At 35.5% G+C, this 18,244-nt stretch carries 16 protein-coding genes; 11 read left to right on the top strand and 5 right to left on the bottom strand.

Annotation, left to right across the window (positions count from 1 at the left end):
* Window positions 1-60: 60 nt before the first annotated feature.
* Complete coding sequence (locus tag AC6CHH_RS07595; protein ID WP_498281429.1) at window positions 61-1,233, top strand: alpha/beta hydrolase-fold protein; 1,173 nt, start codon at window positions 61-63, stop codon at window positions 1,231-1,233.
* Between the two features lie 198 nt (window positions 1,234-1,431).
* Here the strand turns inward: AC6CHH_RS07595 and purN are convergent, their stop codons facing one another.
* Window positions 1,432-2,007 carry a phosphoribosylglycinamide formyltransferase gene (gene purN / locus AC6CHH_RS07590; RefSeq protein ID WP_498281427.1) on the bottom strand — a complete coding sequence of 192 codons (576 nt, stop codon included), beginning with the start codon at window positions 2,005-2,007 and terminating at the stop codon, window positions 1,432-1,434.
* A 111-nt stretch (window positions 2,008-2,118) separates the two neighbouring features.
* Between purN and AC6CHH_RS07585 the strand changes: the two genes are divergently transcribed.
* Entirely contained in the window at window positions 2,119-2,643 is a 525-nt protein-coding gene (locus AC6CHH_RS07585; protein WP_498281425.1) for a peroxiredoxin family protein, read from the top strand.
* Between the two features lie 181 nt (window positions 2,644-2,824).
* Here the strand turns inward: AC6CHH_RS07585 and AC6CHH_RS07580 are convergent, their stop codons facing one another.
* Entirely contained in the window at window positions 2,825-4,261 is a 1,437-nt protein-coding gene (locus AC6CHH_RS07580) for a serine hydrolase domain-containing protein (RefSeq protein WP_498281423.1), read from the bottom strand.
* A gap of 327 nt (window positions 4,262-4,588) precedes the next feature.
* On the opposite strand from AC6CHH_RS07580, the gene AC6CHH_RS07575 reads away from it, so the two are divergent.
* Both AC6CHH_RS07575 and AC6CHH_RS07570 read left to right on the top strand, forming a co-directional pair.
* Window positions 4,589-4,999, top strand: a complete 411-nt coding sequence (locus tag AC6CHH_RS07575) for an Rrf2 family transcriptional regulator (RefSeq protein WP_498281421.1) — start codon at window positions 4,589-4,591, stop codon at window positions 4,997-4,999.
* 36 nt (window positions 5,000-5,035) lie between these two features.
* A complete protein-coding gene (locus AC6CHH_RS07570; protein WP_498281419.1) occupies window positions 5,036-5,881 on the top strand; it encodes an SDR family oxidoreductase in 846 nt (281 codons plus the stop codon).
* Window positions 5,882-6,038: 157 nt separating this feature from the next.
* On the opposite strand, the gene AC6CHH_RS07565 is transcribed toward AC6CHH_RS07570, so the two are convergent.
* From AC6CHH_RS07565 to AC6CHH_RS07555, 3 genes are read right to left on the bottom strand one after another with little or no spacing between them, the layout of a single operon-like run.
* On the bottom strand, window positions 6,039-6,779 hold the full coding sequence (locus AC6CHH_RS07565; protein WP_498281417.1) for a LytR/AlgR family response regulator transcription factor: 741 nt from the start codon (window positions 6,777-6,779) through the stop codon (window positions 6,039-6,041).
* Window positions 6,776-7,816 (bottom strand): sensor histidine kinase, encoded by a 1,041-nt coding sequence (locus AC6CHH_RS07560; RefSeq protein WP_498281415.1) that lies wholly within the window; start codon window positions 7,814-7,816, stop codon window positions 6,776-6,778. The genes AC6CHH_RS07565 and AC6CHH_RS07560 overlap by 4 nt, the downstream gene beginning before the upstream one ends.
* A gap of 8 nt (window positions 7,817-7,824) precedes the next feature.
* Window positions 7,825-8,688, bottom strand: coding sequence for a LiaF transmembrane domain-containing protein (locus tag AC6CHH_RS07555; RefSeq protein WP_498281413.1), 864 nt, complete (start codon window positions 8,686-8,688; stop codon window positions 7,825-7,827).
* Between the two features lie 457 nt (window positions 8,689-9,145).
* Here AC6CHH_RS07555 and AC6CHH_RS07550 point away from each other — a divergent pair, with 457 nt between their 5' ends.
* From AC6CHH_RS07550 to eno, 7 genes are all read left to right on the top strand, one after another.
* Complete coding sequence (locus AC6CHH_RS07550; protein WP_498281411.1) at window positions 9,146-9,484, top strand: DUF3276 family protein; 339 nt, start codon at window positions 9,146-9,148, stop codon at window positions 9,482-9,484.
* Between the two features lie 219 nt (window positions 9,485-9,703).
* On the top strand, window positions 9,704-11,824 hold the full coding sequence (locus AC6CHH_RS07545) for a S9 family peptidase (protein ID WP_498281409.1): 2,121 nt from the start codon (window positions 9,704-9,706) through the stop codon (window positions 11,822-11,824).
* Window positions 11,825-11,938: 114 nt separating this feature from the next.
* The gene (locus AC6CHH_RS07540) at window positions 11,939-12,727 is read left to right on the top strand and encodes a hypothetical protein (RefSeq protein ID WP_498281407.1); all 789 of its coding nucleotides are present in this window, start codon (window positions 11,939-11,941) and stop codon (window positions 12,725-12,727) included.
* A gap of 17 nt (window positions 12,728-12,744) precedes the next feature.
* The gene (locus tag AC6CHH_RS07535) at window positions 12,745-13,911 is read left to right on the top strand and encodes a 1-deoxy-D-xylulose-5-phosphate reductoisomerase (protein WP_498281405.1); all 1,167 of its coding nucleotides are present in this window, start codon (window positions 12,745-12,747) and stop codon (window positions 13,909-13,911) included.
* 26 nt (window positions 13,912-13,937) lie between these two features.
* The gene (rseP, locus tag AC6CHH_RS07530) at window positions 13,938-15,248 is read left to right on the top strand and encodes an RIP metalloprotease RseP (RefSeq protein WP_498281403.1); all 1,311 of its coding nucleotides are present in this window, start codon (window positions 13,938-13,940) and stop codon (window positions 15,246-15,248) included.
* Between the two features lie 318 nt (window positions 15,249-15,566).
* Window positions 15,567-16,667, top strand: a complete 1,101-nt coding sequence (carA, locus tag AC6CHH_RS07525; protein ID WP_498281401.1) for a glutamine-hydrolyzing carbamoyl-phosphate synthase small subunit — start codon at window positions 15,567-15,569, stop codon at window positions 16,665-16,667.
* 264 nt (window positions 16,668-16,931) lie between these two features.
* Window positions 16,932-18,230, top strand: coding sequence for a phosphopyruvate hydratase (gene eno, locus AC6CHH_RS07520; protein ID WP_498281399.1), 1,299 nt, complete (start codon window positions 16,932-16,934; stop codon window positions 18,228-18,230).
* The last annotated feature ends 14 nt before the right edge of the window (window positions 18,231-18,244 follow it).

The following is an 18,244-nucleotide window of genomic DNA, read 5'->3' as shown; positions in this document are numbered from 1 at the left end:
ATATAGAATTAAAATATATTTTTAGTACCTTGATTCAACCTTTCTAAAAGAACGTGAATTATGACAATAAAAGGCTCTATTCTATTTGTTTTGAACATATTAGCTCTTCTTGCTCCAAGAATACTTTCGGCCCAAGAAAACATTGGCCGGTCTAAGGAAGTTTTGGTATTCCCCGAGGTAGGGGAGCAGAATTCTGTAGTTTTCCGAATTTCTGCTAAAGAAGCCAAGCTTGTACAATTATCTGGAAATTGGATAGAATCTGGGATAAAAAACATGCATAAGGGAGCGGATGGCGTTTGGTTATATGAAGAAAAAGGTTTGCCCTCTGATCTTTTCTTGTATAATTTTATTGTAGATGGGGTGAAGATTAATGATCCACTAAATGTATATCAGGTTCGCGATGTCAACCAAAATTTTAATTATTTTCTGACCAATGGTAAAAGGGCAGATTTATATAAGACTAAATCGGTCCCTCACGGAACTGTGCGAATGGAATGGTATCCATCCAAACTGAATCACAGCCAGCGTAGGATGACTGTATATACTCCGGCTGGCTATGAGGGAGGTAAGAAGAACTACCCAGTTTTATACTTGCTACATGGAATGGGCGGAGACGAAACAGCTTGGTCCACATTGGGTAGGGTAAAGCAAATTATGGACAACTTAGTGGCTCAGGGTGAAATTAAACCCATGATTGTGGTGATGCCTAATGGACATACGAGTAATTCAGCAAGTCCAGGTGATTCTGAAAAGGGAGAATATCCGGTGAAATTTGCTGCTCCCGATGTTGGTTCGGGTGATTTTGAATCTTCTTTTATGGAAATTATTGAGTATGTGGAACAGAATTATCGAGTGAAAAAAAATAAGAAAAACAGGGCAATTGCAGGCTTATCCATGGGCGGTTCTCATGCGTTGTTTATTGCCTCTAAGTTTTCGAATACCTTTGATTACATTGGACTATTTTCGGCCGCTTTTAGAATTAATGATCACATAAAGCATGAGGTGTATGATAACCTTGATCAAAATTTGTTGCACCAGAAAAATAAAGGATATAAGCTATATTGGATAGGAATGGGAAAAACAGATTTTTTATACAAAACAGGCTTAGAGTATAGAAAAAAATTGGACGGATTGAATATGAGCTATACTTATAAGGAGTCTGAAGGAGGACATACGTGGTCCAATTGGCGTGATTATTTGGTTGAATTCTCTAAACTTTTGTTTGTAGAGTAATATAGTAACTTTAAGTAGATCCTGTAAGAATACGCAATGAGCACAATTCAACGTGTCAATCTAAACTCTCTAAAGTTATTTTGATACATACTTTAATCAAAAATGTGAAGAAGGTTGTGCTTAATCACCGAAATACGAACTTGAGATGAACGCTCTTGTTGGAGGGATAACTTTCACGATCAAGTAAATAAGGCGTGATTAATTATATTTACGGAGCAAATTTTCTATTATTTTTGGATAGTGCTGATGTTCAAGTTGTTGTCCGTTGAATTTAACGATTTCTAACGTGTCATTGGGTTCAATACGGAAACGAGCTTGATAAATAATCTCACCTTCATCAAAATTCTCATTGACAAAGTGGATTGTAATACCGTGCTCTTCTTCTTTTGCCTCTAAAACTGCTTTGTGAACACGATCTCCATACATTCCTTTGCCTCCAAATTTTGGCAATAGGGCAGGATGAATATTAATGATTTTATTTGGGAATGCCTGAAGTAGGTTCTCGGGTACCAACCATAGGAATCCAGCCAATACGACTAAATCAATTTCCAATCGTTTTAATAAATCTACCACATCATTGGAATCAATAAATTCATTCTTATCAAACACGTGTGTTGGAATTTCGAAGTTATCTGCCCGTTGAAGTACATAGGCATCCGGATTATTACTTAATACTAAGGCCACCTCAGCGCTATCGGAATATTTAAAATGCTCCATAATTTTTTGAGCATTAGAACCTGAACCTGAAGCAAAAATGGCAATACGCTTTTTCACAGTGTTTTGTTGATTGAATGATGAACCTAATATACATGCAAATATAGCTGATTTTTCGCAGATACCTGCTAAAAATAAGGCTTTTATTGTGCTTTTTTCTTAGATTTAAGAATGTTTAGAATTTTATTTTACTCCCATGTGAGACTAATCTTTGCCTTGCTTTTGGGAATTGGTCTTTCGTTGGATTCAATCAGTGCTCAAGTGCCAAAGAAGATGCCAGCCTTTGCGAATATGCTAAATTTAAATAATTCGAAGCCCTTTAGTTCGGATTCCTTAGACCGCAGCCATAGGCAGTTTTTTATTTTGTTTGATCCGGGATGTGGACATTGCCAGAAATTAGCCAACGGATTGGCTGATTCAATAGCTCGCATCGATAAACTGGTGGATATCTATTTTTTTTCTATGCAAGATAAGACACATGTTACTGGTTTTATCAACATGTTTGCAAAATCATTAAAGAATCATCCGCAAGTAAAGTTTATTTATGATCCACAAGGGGAATTTTATTTAAAATTTAATCCTACTGATTTTCCATCTTCATACATTTATGCTGAAAAAAGTCTGGACTTATTAGTACATTTTGATGGTGAGAATGAGCTAAGAAAATTCATACCTTTTCTGTTCGTTAAAAAATGAAAATCCTGAGGCGGGGAACCCCAGGATTTTACCAAACCAATTATTAACCTAAATTATGAAATTTTAAATTTTATTACTCTTTGCATCTATAACGCAATTTAAAGTCCTTTCGTGTATTTAAACTGAAGTAATTAACATTTTTTAACATTCATAATCGATTTTTTATTCGATAAACCATTATTTATTTGGTTGTCAAGACCTTCTCCAGTAGCTCATTCCCAATTTTATCAATGCCTAATGCTGAATTTGATAGAACAATTACGACAGACTTTTCATCCGGTACAAACCCTATAAATGAGTTGGAACCCAAGGTTTTTCCATAATGATGATAATAAATTAAACCCTCAATCATATTCATATGCCATGCTAAACCGATATCTGAGGAAGGTGAAACATTGTAAGTGAACTGTTTTGTTAAATTCATCGCTTTCTGTATATCTGTTTCGGGATAAGTAAGCTGGGCAATGGTATAACGTAACAAATCATTTAAGTTCGACTTTAAAGATCCCGCCGCTGCCAATGCTTGAAAATTCCAAAATGGAACTTCTTGTCCATTTTCGTCGTGCGGAATCGCAATGTTTTTATTTTCAGGTCCAATTTTATCCACGGTTGAATTCATCTCTAATGGTGTCAGAATCAATTCTCGGACTAATTGCATGTAGCTTTTCTTGCCAATTATTGAAAGGATTTCTCCAAGTACGCCGTAACCAATATTGCTGTATAAATAAGCAGTTTCTGGCTCAGTCGTCGGTTTGAAATTTTTCAAAAACGAAAATAGATCATCTCGATTATAATCGGCATATGGGTCATTTGGTGTATATGTAGAGGATGTATTATAATTATTGGCCATTCTAGGTAAGCCTGAAGTATGGTTTGCAAGCATTTTGAAAGTTATTTTTTGGACTGCTGGATTCTGAGCAACCGAATCCGGAAGGTATTTGGCAATGCTATCGTCTAAATTAACAATACCTTTATTGACCATGTCCGCAAGCAGGGAAGAGGTAAAAGTTTTCGTTAATGATCCAATTTCATATAAGGTATTAGCATCTGGTAGCACTTGACTGCCTTTGCTAGTTTCTCCATAAAAAAAGGTGTTTATCTTGTTTTTATGAATGATAGCAACAGAGAGCGATTGAGCTGCTCCTTGTTTAGCATAATTTCTTGCTACTGAATCTACGAAAAGATCCAGTGGACTTCTGGTTTCGACATTGGAAATGATGGTGTCTTTTTGTGCTTGTATATCTTGTTTGTAAGGCTGAAAAGCTAGCGTATTGTACTGCATATTGGAATCAACGCCTAAGATGATGGACATTGTTTCTGAATCAAAATCTACCTTATACCCGGCAATTCCATTTTCAAATTTGTAAATACTAGCATTGGTTATTTTTCCTAAAATAAATAACTGCTCAAGAATTCCTGTTAATTGAGTGTTTGTAATTTGCTTTTTAAAATCGTCATTGGCCATCTGATAAATAGAGTCGGCTTGTTGGGAATTAAAAAAATATTCAATTTTGTTATATACTGATCTGTTAATTTTTTGGTCAGTTGATTGTGCATGTAAGGCTACTGATGTTAAGGAGTTTAGGAATATAATGATTCCAAATATTTTTAATCTCATACCCAAAAATACAAAACAAATCTTTGTGGTCCTTAAAAATGATAGCAATTAATGATGATTTCTGTCTAATCTTAAATTATCTGTATCACCAAACCTTTGAAAAATTAATTTTTCTTTTCATGTTGACAATAAACTATTCGTCATGTACTCAACTTTGTTCGAGCTTTGAGATAGGAATGACCTAGTAGGAATTTGGTATTTAGCGGGAATCTTTTATCGACGCTCAATACGGTACTTTTTATAAAAGGGGAACTGAAGGATAGAAAAGTTGAATTTAAATGTAATAAAATTTGTTACATTTAAATTTCTACTTATCTTTGTTCCATTATGAATAATACAAGGTTTGCAACAGTCATTCACATTTTGTCTGTTCTGGCGAAATTTCCACAAGAATGGTTAAGTTCCGAATGGATAGCCGAGAGCATTAATATCAACAGGGTAATGGTGAGGAAAGAATTGGGCACTTTGCATGCTAATGGCTGGATTGTGAGTCGAAAAGGGAAGACTGGAGGATCAAAGCTTCAAATTTCACCGGGAAAAATTACGTTGGCAGATGTTTATGAGGCAGTCAGGAATACCGAAATTTTGGGAAAGAAAAATCTAAACCCAAATGTTCAATGTCCGATTGGGAAAAATATAAATCAACGCCTAGATAATTTGTTTGTTGAAACAGATAAAATTGTAATTGCATCGCTCAAGCATAAGTCCTTAAAAGATTTTGTTGACCAATTCGATTAAAATTTTAAATAAAAATGTAACAAAATTTATTACAATATGAAAATAGGAATTACAGGAGCAACTGGACAATTGGGTCGTTTGGTTGTTGAAAAGTTAAAACAAAGGATTGGTTCAGATCAGATCGTTGCCTTAGTTCGCTCACCTGAGAAGGCGGTAGATTTGGGTGTCCAAGTTAAAAAATTTGATTACACTATACCGGAAGATTTAACGGCTGGATTAGAAGGAATTGACAGACTTTTATTGATTTCAGGAAATGAGGTCGGTAAGCGTGAGGAACAACACAAGAATATTATTAATGCCGCAAAACAAGTGGGATTGAAATGGCTTGCCTATACAAGTTTGTTGAGAGCCGATAAATCCTCAATGATACTAGCCCAAGAACATCTTCAAACTGAGCAGATGTTAAAAGATTCCGGGATACCACATGTAATTTTAAGAAATGGCTGGTATACGGAAAATTATACTTCTTCCATTCCAGGTTCCTTACAAGCTGGCTCCTTTATGGGAAGTGCAGCAGACGGTAAAATATCTTCAGCTACTAGAGAAGATTTTGCTGAGGCCGCAGCGGTTGTCCTTGCATCAGAGGGTCATCTGGGTAAAGTTTATGAACTTGCTGGAGACGATTATTATACATTGAGCGATCTTGCGCAGGAGGTTTCAAAACAAATCGGAAAGCAGATTCCATATACGAATCTTTCTGCACAAGAGTTTGCAGAAGTTCTGATGTCCTTGGACGTACCAAAAGAAATAGCCCATTTTATTGCAAATATGGATGTTGGAGCATCAAAGGGAGATCTGTTTGATCAAAGTAAAACATTATCTCAGTTAATTGGTCGGCCAACAACACCATTTTCTGAAGTTGTTAAGAAAGAACTAGCCTAAGACTTTTCTAGGCGTGCCTATCCTAATCTTATCGATTTGGTAGCGCACGCTTTTTTTTAGGACCAATTGGAAATTCTGAAAAATGATAACCTAACAATATTTTTTTCAGGCATTCAGGTATTCCCTTGCTATTAAACTTACTGATTTACGCGTTATGTTATAGACCTATCACTAATTTTAAGCGCGTGTACCCAGATTTACTAATATTTACTTTCCCCCCACAAAGAAGAGTCGCAATGTAACTGTCTTTTTCCATGGGTTCAATTTTTTGGAGTTGATCAACTTTAACGATGAAAGAACGGTGTACCCTAACAAATTGTTTAGCATCCAATTGTTTTTCAAATGAACTCATAGTTTTGTTTTTTAAATACATACCATCGTTGGTATGGATTTTTACATAATCATCATATGCCTCAAGAAAATTGATATGTTGGACTGGAATGATTTTGATTTGAGAACCTGTCTTTACTACTACGCGTTCAAGGGCATCTTCCCCCATAGATTCTTGTAATTTATCTGCGTTTATCTTGGGGGCTGTTTGTGTTTGGAACGCGTTTTTGAATTTGTCTATCGCTTTATCAAATCTGTCTGGTCGGATTGGTTTAAGCAAATAATCTATCGCATTTTTTTCAAAGGCTTTAAGCGCATATTCGTCAAACGCTGTTGTAAAAATGATATGTGGTTGCTGGTCTAATAATTCTAACATTTCAAAACCGGTAAGCTTTGGCATTTGGATATCCAAAAAAACAAGATCTGGTTCGTGTTGTTGAATCGCTTTGACCCCCTCAAAACCATCGTTACATTCAGCGACTACTTGAAATTCAGGATGCTGGTTCAAGTATTCTAAAACCATATTCCGTGCTAAAGGCTCATCGTCTATCAATATCGTTTTAATCATAATTGTGGTATTCTAAGGATAGTAATAAAAGTATTGTCTTTTGTTTTTGTCATTAATAAATCAGTTCTCCCGAACAACAGATACATTCTTCGTTGAATACTTGACAACCCGAAACCAGTTCCTTTTTTGTAGTTAGTTTGATCGTCCTCAAAAGGATTACTAATTTTAATGGTCAGCAGGTTATTCGCTAATTTTAAGCTTGTTTTTATCGTTACGTCCTCAGTTACATTATAAAGTCCGAATTTGATTGCATTTTCGACCATAGGTTGAAGTATCATTACCGGTATTTTTGCCTCAAGGACATCTTCGTCATATTCGAAGGCTGTAGATAAACGATGTCCGAAACGAACCTTTTCAATATCTAGATAAAGTGTTAAGTGCTTTAATTCTTCTTGGACTGAGCTGAATTGTTTTTCATCTTTTCTCATGGTGCCTCTTAGAAAATCAGAGAGTTGAAAAACCATGTTTCGAGCCTCAGTGGGTTTACTGCCAATTAAGGCTATTATGGAGTTTAAACTGTTAAAAAGAAAATGAGGTTGAAGTTGTTGGCGCAGGTTATAGAGCTCAGCATCTCTGACCATTTTTTCATTTTCTTCTTTTTTCTTTTTGTTGATGTGTAGTTCTTCTTGAATATTCCAAAAAACATTTATTGTCATCACGCAGGTTATGATTAGGAAATTAATTACAAACCGAAATGGCAGACTAAAATCAAGGTATAAAAGCTCCTCATCGGGAAAGAATTGCGTGATTATGAATCGGGTAATGGTTATGCTAATTACGGAAAAAATAGCTGCTAAGGAAAACAGTTTCCAATAGTTTCGATTATTTGGAAGATAAAATTGGAGGGTACTGTAAATAATGTAAGTGATGCCGGTCATCGTAACGGCACTCAAAAGAGCGTCATACACTGCAATACTTCTATTTATATTCGACCAGAGCAGCAATCCATAAATAATAACGAAATACAAAACACAAATAATCCAAGACGAGGCGTGGATCACAGAACTTTTCGATTGTTCGGAAATTGGTTTTTGCATAAGTGAAATTAACTATTCTTAATGGTTAATCCTCCAAAAATTGATGTGCCTGTGATGTAAATTTTCTTGTTTTCATCTGTTGAAATCTCGATGGCCGGACGACGATCATCTATTTCTCCAAAAATTGATGAAACAGTCGAGGTAACTCTCCAGTGCATTGGTACAATTATTTTGGTGCTACCAAATAACTGAAAAGTATCTATAACAACTGGTTTTTTGACATCAGCTTGCAAGAAATTTAAAGAAGTACTGCCAAACACAGAAGTGATATTTCCACCTAGAAAATCCTTACTTAATATTACCTTTTTTGTGTCACTAAAGAAATTATCTACTTTTAGATAATTCTCGAAATCAGGTAAGTAATTACCTGGAATACGCCTATACTCAGACTGATGAGTCTGAGTATAGGAATCATTTGTATTTGGATTACTTGGGGAATTAAAAGTGTCTTTCTGGGTATATTCCACTCGTTTGTCCCAGTCAAATTCATCATCTTTTGGCGGGGTAGGTGGAAGATTGGGTCCTTGTTTATTGCGATTAATTAAATAAAAGCCAAGGCCTATTGCCGCTACCGGGATTAAGAATTTTCCAACATGTAGATTGAATTCATTATTGAGTAAGAAAAACGATCCTATTACAATTAATATAATGGAAGATTTTTTTTCGAATTTTGAATTCACCCCAATCACCAATCCGATAATGATCAATATGGATTCCCATCCAAAAAACCAATTTGGAACAATATGACCTAAATTCATGTTTTTAAACAAAATGGCTACCCCCAAGAAGATAATAATGAATCCGACGAGATTTGATGATCGGTTGTTTTTAGGGGGTTTTTCGTAATCCGTTTTCGTTGTTTGCTTATTCATAGTCTTTCTCTTTTGATTTCGTTATACTCAAAAGTATTACGAATATAAGCAACCATTAACAGCAAATAGGCCTCTAGGTGTTTTTTTTCGGTGAAAGTCTGAAATTATTCGGTGAAATAACTTTTGGTTTTGATTTGCGCATGGTCCAATTCAGTTTCACAATGCTTCCTAGCTTTAGCACATTTTACTTTTGGGCGTTAAAATAGATGCAGATAAAATTATCATAAAACAGAATCCTCTTGCTTTTGAGATTCGCGTAGATTTTTTTACATGGAATTTTCTTCTTTTTGCGAAAAATGTATTGTTGAAATTTCAACAGTCAATTATTTCATGGATTTTTATCCTGTATGACTAGGGCTAACTGTAATAATTTTTAAAAAATTTGGTTGTTTGAAATTAATTATTATATATTTATGACTAAAATTGATGATAAAACTTAAATAATTATACTAATCCAATGGGAGATTTTGATAACAAAGAGCGTGAAGAGGTATTTTCGAAAAAGGTGAGAGCTGGAAAACGTACTTATTTTTTTGATGTAAAGGCTACTCGCTCCAACGATTACTATGTAACAATTACAGAAAGTAAAAAACGCTTTGAGGACGGACAATTTATAAAACACAAAATTTTCTTATACAAAGAGGATTTTGAAAAATTCGCGGAAGGATTACAAGATGTAGTAGCGTACATCAAAGATAATCAGGATGTAGTAGAAAAAAGATATGAACCAAATCAAGACGACACGGGGTTTGAAGGAAATGGAGAGTTAGTTCAAAAAGACGATTTTTCTTTTTAAACACCATCTAAAATCTAATAATAAAATAGATAGCCACTAATATTTAGTGGCTATTTTTTAAAAATCGAATTTTCGCCGTGCCATTTTGATTTTTTTTAAATCATTGATATTGGTCTGTTTAGCATAGACTATTAAATATGTTACAGCCTTCAATTTACTAGATTAAATGGTTTTTGGTATTTTCGAAAATTATAGTTCTAAATTCAAAATAAAGTATTTATGAATAAATTATTTACGGTAGCATGTGTTGCTGTATTATTCCTATCCGTTAACTCTTCTTTAGGGCAGAGTAAGAAATTAAGTTTTGAACAAGCTTGGGGTTCTAAACCTTCTTTGACCAAAGAAATTAGTCGCTTTGAGGGATGGGCAGATGCAGAACACTTTATTGAGAGAAGGAATAATCAGCTGTATAAAGTTCACGTTAAATCTGGCAAAACAGAGAATTACGTGTATCCAAAAAACACCAGTACACGGGTTTTAATTAAAGAGAAAGATGTTTTTATTCAGTATCCTGATGCCGCGGAAAAACAACTAACCAAATCGCCAGATCTAGAAGAGCAAAATCCAACACTATCTCCCGATGGAAAATATGTTGCTTTTACACGTAAAAGTGATTTATATGGATTAGAAATTGCCACCGGTAAAGAGATTCGATATACTACGGATGGTACCGACGTCATTTACAATGGTTGGTCTTCTTGGGTATATTACGAAGAGATCTTAGGCCGAGCAACAAATTATAAAGCATTTTGGTGGTCACCAAATAGCAAAAAAATAGCTTTCATGCGATTTGATGACACACAAGTTCCAATGTTTCCTATTTATGTTACAAAAGGACAACATGGATTTTTAGAGCAAACGCGTTACCCGAAAGCAGGAGATCCTAATCCACAGGTAAAGGTTGGATTTGTTGATGCTGCTGGTTCTGATGTTGTTTGGGCAGACTTTAATCAAAAGGATGACCAATATTTTGGGCAACCTTATTGGAGTTACGATAGTGGATCTATCATGGTTCAATGGATGAATAGAGATCAAACTAACTTGAAATTCTATGAGGTGAATCCCTCTAATGGTGTTAAGAAAGAAACATATAACGAGGAACAACCTACTTGGATTAATTTAGATCATGATGAACGAATTACGTATTTAGCTGACAACAAACATTACATTTTGAAGTCTGATAAATCTGGCTGGGCACATTATTATCTATATAATCTAGATGGTGAATTAATCAATCCATTGACCTCAGGAGAATGGCAAGTTACTTCAATCTCTCATATCGATGAAAAAAACAAGGTATTGTATTTTACGGCACGAAAAGAAAATTCTGCTACTGTTGATCTTTATAGCGTCAACTTTTCAGGCAAAAATTTCAAACGTTTAACATTCGGTGATTTTACACATTCGGTCAATGTATCTCCAGATGGTAAATATTTCATTACTGAATATTCTAACATTTATACCCCAACTAAATATGCGTTATTAAATAATAAAGGGAAATTAATTAAGGAACTGGCGGATAGTAAATCAGAGGATTTTAACGTCTATAAAGTGGCAAAAAGAGAATACATTACCATTCCTTCAGATGATGGTTTATTTGATTTACCGGTAATTATTACTTATCCAACAGATTTTGATGAATCTAAAGTTTACCCTGTTGTTATGAGTATTTATGGGGGACCTGATGCAGGTTCAGTGCGGAATACTTGGAAAGGTGTTTCTGGTGAATACTGGTCCCAACAAGGCATTATCCAAATTGAGTGTGATCATAGGGCTTCAGGTCATTATGGAAAAAAGGGAGTTGCATGGATGCATAGAAACTTAGGAAATTGGGAATTGGTTGATTACATTACGGTTGCCAAATGGTTGAAAGCTAAGCCTTGGGTTGAGAAAAGTAAATTATTGATTACAGGGCACAGTTATGGAGGATACATGACCTGTCTGGCGCTGACCAAGGGGGCTGATTATTTTGATTTTGGTATTGCTGGAGCGCCTGTAACGAGTTGGGAATTGTATGATACTCACTATACGGAGCGCTGGATGGATACACCAAGAGATAATCCTGAGGGATATAGAAATGGGTCTATACTTTCGTATGTAGATAAGTACAAAGGTAGGCTAAGAATTATGCATGGAGACATTGATGACAATGTTCATATGCAAAACACCATGCAATTGGTCGATGCTTTAACCGATCGTGCTGTTCCTTTTGAACTGATGATTTATCCTGGAAGTAGACATGGATTTAACCGTTCAAAAAGAGCATATGATTTTAACGAAAGAGCGAGATTTTATTATGAATTTCTTTTGGAAAAGCCCGTCCCTGATAATTTGAAATAAATGAAACACGAAAGGGCTAAGATTATTGATTCTTAGCCTTTTTTTTGCCATTAATCCATCGTTCAATCCTTGATTCCAACAAAAAATTATCATCTTTGCTGTAACAAATTGACTATGCTAGATTTTCTTAAAGACATTACTTTTAAAGCGAATGATGTTGTCCTAAGGGCAATTGATATTTTATTGCGGAATTATATTTCCATAGCAGGTCTGTGCTTGTTGTTATTTATTACCTCAAATTTATCTTCTTTTTTGGCATTATATTTTGATGATATCAATGTTTTCCTAAAGGTTCTATTGCTTCTTTTGTTTGTGGGTTTGTATTTTAGTCTTCAATTAGTCTTATTGAAAAATGCAGTTTGTCTGGCTAAAGGAAATAAAAGTCCAGGGTTCTGGGGATATGTGCCTTCGTTTTCTCAATTTTTGAATTATATTTTTGGCTTATTTATATATAGTCTGATTGTACTTACCATATATTGTATCATGTATGTATTGTTGTTTCCTTTATTGTTTTTAGGGATATCGATGGATACAGTCCGATACGAAATACATCCCTTTTTGACGGGTGTTATTATGTTATTCGTTCTAATTAGAACCACATTTTTTCCTTTTTTTATTATTGAAAACGATTTTGGAACTGTCAGAGCCTATAAATTCAGTTTAGCAATGACCAAGGGAAATGTAATCAGGTTATTAGTCATTATATTTATTATAGCCTTTACACACTTAATGCAGTTAGGAACAGAGTATATGGGGTATACATTGGTGTCCAAAATTCTAAGTCTGGTAAATTCTTTTGTTATTGTCCCATTGGTTAGTGTTGTCATGTCAATTGTCTATATAGATATGATGAAAGCCTATAAGGGGGGAGCTGATCCATCATTAATTGACAATATTATATAATCATTGAAAGGTACGTATTGAGCAGGAAAAATATAGCGATTTTAGGATCGACAGGAAGTATTGGTACACAAGCTTTACAGGTCATCGAGGCCTTTCCAAACCGTTTTCGTGTATCCGTGTTGACGATAGGGAAAAATGCCGATTTATTAATTGAGCAAGCGAGGAAATTTCAACCCAAAATGGTTGTGGTCTGTGATATGGCTGCATATTCTAAGGTGAGATTGGCCTTAAAAGCTACCTCCATTGAAGTAAGATATGGTGAGGAAGCATTATGTGAAGCTGTGCAACTTGATGAAATTGATATTGTGTTAACTGCTATTGTAGGCTCAGCGGGCTTAAAACCTACTGTTGCGGCTATAGAAAAAGGGAAGGACATTGCTTTAGCAAATAAAGAAACTTTGGTCGTGGCAGGACAACTTGTTAAAGAGCTTGTTGTTAAACACGATGTAAGGTTACTCCCTGTAGATTCCGAACATTCTGCAATTTTCCAATGTTTGTCCGGTGAGAAATCAAATCCAATCGAAAAGATTATCCTTACAGCTTCAGGTGGTCCCTTTAGAGGGAAAACCAAATATGATCTGGCACAAGTTACCAAAGAGCAGGCATTGAAACATCCGAACTGGGCTATGGGAGCGAAGATTACTATTGATTCAGCTTCTCTTATGAATAAGGGATTGGAGGTAATTGAAGCTAAATGGTTATTTGATTTACAACCTTCGCAAATCGATGTTATCGTGCATCCACAATCCATTGTGCATTCATTGGTTCAATTTCAAGATGGATCTTTAAAGGCTCAAATGGGCCTTCCTGATATGAAGCTTCCCATTCAATATGCTTTAAGTTATCCTGAGCGGCTAGAAAACTCTTTCCCTAGGTTTAACTTTATAGATTACCCTAATTTGACTTTTGAAGCACCTGATCTAGACACTTTTGGAAATTTGAAGTTGGCTTTTCAAGCTATGGAGAACGGAGGAAATAGCCCTTGTGTATTAAACGCGGCGAATGAAGTCGTAGTCGAGGGATTTCTGAATGATGAGTTGGGTTTTTTAGCCATGAGCGAGGTGATAGAAGCGACATTGTGTCAGGTTCCTCAACAGAATAAATTATCTTTAGAGGATTATCTTTACTATGATGAACAAAGTAGGATAGTGGCACGAAGTTTAATAGAAAAGTATAAGAAATAAAATATAAAATAAATAAATAATATTCGATGGGAATTGTCATCATGGTTGGACAAGTGCTTTTGGGCTTGTCATTATTAATTATTCTTCATGAACTTGGCCACTTTTTAGCGGCAAGAGCTTTTGGAATCAAAGTAGAAAAATTTTATTTGTTTTTTGATGCCTGGGGTGTGAAATTGTTCAAATTCAATTTTAAAGGTTGTGAATATGGAATAGGTTGGTTACCCCTTGGCGGATATGTCAAGATTGCTGGTATGATAGACGAATCTATGGATACTGAGCAGTTGAAAGGTGAACCTCAACCTTGGGAATTTCGTTCTAAACCCGCTTGGCAACGTTTAATTGTTATGTTAGGGGGGATCATCGTTAATGTATTGGTTGGTATTCTTGTTTTCTGGATGATTACCTTTAAATATGGCTCTACTGATCTAGACAACACTCAATTATATGGTGTTAAACCTGGCGTAATCGGTAAAAAAATTGGTCTTGTTGAAGGAGATAAAATATTGGAGGTGAATGGTAATAAGGCAAATTTATTCTTTCATGATTTGATGAGCTCAGAAGTTTTGATGGGAGATGCGGTGTTAACAGTTGAACGAGACGGGAAAGAATTGGAAATTACGTTACCTCCCGATATTCTGAATGATGTCTCTGATCATAAGAAAAATGAGTTTGTACAACCCATGTTTAAAATGCTTCCTGTAAGTCAAGTTGCTAATAATACGCGAGCGTTTGAGATGGGCTTAGCTGTAGGGGATAGTATCCTTTCAGTAAATGGTGTATCAGTCAAACATTTAGAACATTTTGAGGACCTCCTAATAGCAAATAAAGGAAAAGAAATTAAATTGAATCTCGTGCGCTCTGGTTCAGAATTGTCCCTAACGGCTAGGGCAGATACTTCCTCAAAGCTTGGTTTTAGCAATTTACCTGTAGTTCGGCAAAGTTATGGTTTTATGGAGGCTCTTCCAATTGGCTCAAATAAAGCATTCTCTGTAATTACCGATAATATTAAGGGATTCGGCAAGATATTTAAAGGAGAAGTTCGTGCAGATAAGGCTTTATCAGGTCCCGTAGGAATTGCGACCATGTTTGGAACGGAGATTGATTGGATGCGGTTCTGGAGTTTAGTAGGAATGCTTTCTATGGCTCTGGCATTTATGAATATTCTACCTATCCCAGCCTTAGATGGAGGGCATGTCATTTTCCTTTTAATTGAAATGATCCAAGGCAAGCCCTTGAGTGAAAAATTCTTAGAAAGAGCCCAAGTTGTTGGTTTTTTCATTTTAGTAGCACTGATGATTTTCGTATTTGGGAATGATATTTTTAAACTTACCAAGTAGTTTCGTGTATTAAGGTTTAAATAGCAAAAGAAATGCCCTCCAAAATTAGAAGGCATTTCTTTTGTTTTAGGTACTTGGTAGGCAATATATAAGATGACTTAGAAATAAAATAACAAATCATTGTTTGCAATTTAAAAATATTTGTACCTTTGTCTTTCAGTAAATGAAAGAGACCTTTTATCTGATATCAGCACATAAAGAAGCTTCAACTTCTTGTCAATATTGTAATTGATTTGTTAGCCCGTTTGGGCTTTTTTTGTGTCCAGAGTTTTGAGCAAAGGTTGAACAGATGAACATATTTTTTAACTCAATATAAGAATGACCAACTACAGTAAATTGCCGGCAATTTTAGTCCTAGCTGATGGGACCGTTTTTCATGGGAAAGCAGCAGGGAAAATTGGTACCACTTCAGGTGAAATTTGTTTCAACACAGGAACTACTGGCTATCAGGAGATATTTACAGATCCTTCCTATTTTGCGCAAATCATGGTGACCACTAATGCTCACATTGGAAACTATGGTATTGATGAAGAAGATCAGGAATCAAAAAAAATTCAGATTGCAGGTTTAGTTTGTAAAAACTACAACATCAATTACAGTAGAAAGATGGCTGATCAATCTATTCAAAATTATTTTGAGGAGGAAAATTTGGTAGGTATCTCTGATATTGATACGCGTTCTTTGGTGCGTCACATTCGTAGTAAAGGAGCGATGAATGCCATTATTTCGTCTGAAAATTTGGATATTGAATCTTTAAAGGCTGAATTAGCAAATGTTCCATCTATGGATGGTCTGGAACTTTCTTCTCAGGTTTCTACCAAAGAATCTTATTATTTTGGTGATGAATCAGCTTCAACTCGAATCGCCGTTTTGGATTTGGGAATCAAACAGAACATACTACGTAATTTTGATGGTCGTCAAGTATACGCGAAGGTTTTTCCTGCGAAAACAACATTTCAGCAAATGGAAGAATGGAATCCAGATGGTTACTTTATTTCAAATGGTCCGGGTGATCCAGCGGCAATGGATTATGCGATTCAGACCGTTAAAGATATCTTAATAGCTGATAAACCGATGTTCGGTATCTGTCTTGGTCACCAGATCTTAGCGCTTGCAAATGGAATTCGTACGAGCAAAATGCATAACGGTCATCGTGGAATTAATCACCCAGTTAAAAATATCATTGCAAATCGGTGTGAGATTACATCTCAAAATCATGGCTTTGGTGTTGTTGCTGATGATATTAAGAATTCCAATTTGGTTGAAATTACTCATGTTAACTTAAATGATGATTCTATTGAGGGAATTCGAATTAAAGGGAAGAAGGCATTTTCTGTTCAATATCACCCGGAATCCTCACCTGGTCCACATGACTCTAGATACTTATTTGATGATTTTATCGCAATGATAAAAGGATAATCTACTTAAAATAAAAAAGTTATCAATTAATTGATAACTTTTTTTAGCTTCAAATTATGAAGTAAGATGTATGAATTTATTGTGCCTATACGCTAGATTCTATCAATCAGAGTAGAATAATAAAATGTTTTTTGAATCTTTGAAAAATTCCACAATGAACGATCTAACTCGTTAGATTTTTCATATTTTTGATTTACTAATAATTATTGTATATTAGTGTCTTTAATACACTAAGTATAAATTTAAATAAACCATATATAGAAAATGAGCTTGATAATTGACGTACATGCGCGCCAGATCTTGGACTCGCGAGGAAATCCAACAATTGAGGTTGATGTTACAACCCAAAACGGTTTTGTTGGTCGTGCAGCTGTTCCTTCTGGAGCGTCTACAGGTGCCCACGAAGCGGTTGAATTACGTGATGGAGATAAAAAGAAATACCTGGGTAAGGGCGTTTTAAAAGCAGTTGAAAACGTAAATACTAAGATTGCGAAAGCGCTAGAAGGTGTCGATGTATTTGAACAAAATGCAATTGATCAATTGATGATCGATTTAGATGGCACCGAAAACAAAGGTAAATTGGGAGCCAATGCAATTTTGGGAGTTTCTTTGGCAGTAGCTAAAGCAGCTGCTCAAGAGAGTCGTCAACCGCTATACCGCTACATCGGCGGGGTCAATGCAAATACTTTACCTCTGCCAATGATGAATATCATCAATGGTGGTGCTCACTCAGATGCTCCGATTGCTTTTCAAGAATTTATGATAATGCCAGTTGGTGCTGAATCTTTTTCTGAGGCATTGCGTTGGGGAGCTGAAGTTTTTCATAACTTGAAAAAGATCCTTCATGATCGTAATTTATCTACGGCTGTGGGTGACGAGGGAGGTTTCGCTCCAACTTTTGAGGGAACAGAAGATGCTATCGAAACTGTCCTTGAGGCCATTAAAAAAGCTGGTTATAAACCTGGATCTGAAATTTGTCTAGCTTTAGATTGTGCTTCAACAGAATTCTTTGTGAAGGGAAAATATGATTATTCGAAATTTGAAGGCAAGACAGGGGCGATTCGTACTATCGAAGAACAGGTTGATTACTTAGCAGAGTTAACAACTAAATATCCTATTATTTCAATCGAAGACGGTATGGCCGAAGACGATTGGAAAGGATGGGAACTGTTGACTCAGAAAATTGGTGATCATGTTCAACTAGTTGGTGATGATTTATTTGTTACAAATACAAAACGTCTACAACAGGGTATAGATGAGTCTGTAGCGAATTCAATTCTAGTTAAAGTTAACCAAATTGGTTCACTTACTGAGACGATCAATTCTGTTCAATTGGCACAAACTAATGGTTATACTTCGGTAATGTCTCACCGTTCAGGTGAAACTGAGGATACAACAATTGCTGATTTAGCAGTTGCATTGAACTGTGGTCAAATCAAAACTGGTTCAATCTCGCGTTCTGATAGGATTGCCAAGTACAATCAATTGTTACGTATTGAGGAGGAGTTGGGAAGCAATGCCAAATTCATTGGTAAGGATTTCAAGTACTCTCCCAAGAAATAATTTTCAAAGTTTTC

The sequence above is a fragment of the Sphingobacterium sp. GQ94 genome, from assembly GCF_059758715.1.
The sequence above is the reverse complement of the archived record's forward strand: the minus strand, read 5'-3'. Positions and strand labels throughout refer to the sequence as shown.

Coding starts and splice junctions, on each gene's coding strand:
- AC6CHH_RS07595 (WP_498281429.1), top strand. CDS start 61: ATGACAATAAAAGGCTCTATTCTATTTGTTTTGAACATATTAGCTCTT.
- AC6CHH_RS07585 (WP_498281425.1), top strand. CDS start 2,119: ATGTTTAGAATTTTATTTTACTCCCATGTGAGACTAATCTTTGCCTTG.
- AC6CHH_RS07580 (WP_498281423.1), bottom strand. CDS start 4,261: ATGAGATTAAAAATATTTGGAATCATTATATTCCTAAACTCCTTAACA.
- AC6CHH_RS07575 (WP_498281421.1), top strand. CDS start 4,589: ATGAATAATACAAGGTTTGCAACAGTCATTCACATTTTGTCTGTTCTG.
- AC6CHH_RS07570 (WP_498281419.1), top strand. CDS start 5,036: ATGAAAATAGGAATTACAGGAGCAACTGGACAATTGGGTCGTTTGGTT.
- AC6CHH_RS07565 (WP_498281417.1), bottom strand. CDS start 6,779: ATGATTAAAACGATATTGATAGACGATGAGCCTTTAGCACGGAATATG.
- AC6CHH_RS07560 (WP_498281415.1), bottom strand. CDS start 7,816: ATGCAAAAACCAATTTCCGAACAATCGAAAAGTTCTGTGATCCACGCC.
- AC6CHH_RS07555 (WP_498281413.1), bottom strand. CDS start 8,688: ATGAATAAGCAAACAACGAAAACGGATTACGAAAAACCCCCTAAAAAC.
- AC6CHH_RS07550 (WP_498281411.1), top strand. CDS start 9,146: ATGGGAGATTTTGATAACAAAGAGCGTGAAGAGGTATTTTCGAAAAAG.
- AC6CHH_RS07545 (WP_498281409.1), top strand. CDS start 9,704: ATGAATAAATTATTTACGGTAGCATGTGTTGCTGTATTATTCCTATCC.
- AC6CHH_RS07540 (WP_498281407.1), top strand. CDS start 11,939: ATGCTAGATTTTCTTAAAGACATTACTTTTAAAGCGAATGATGTTGTC.
- rseP (WP_498281403.1), top strand. CDS start 13,938: ATGGGAATTGTCATCATGGTTGGACAAGTGCTTTTGGGCTTGTCATTA.
- carA (WP_498281401.1), top strand. CDS start 15,567: ATGACCAACTACAGTAAATTGCCGGCAATTTTAGTCCTAGCTGATGGG.
- eno (WP_498281399.1), top strand. CDS start 16,932: ATGAGCTTGATAATTGACGTACATGCGCGCCAGATCTTGGACTCGCGA.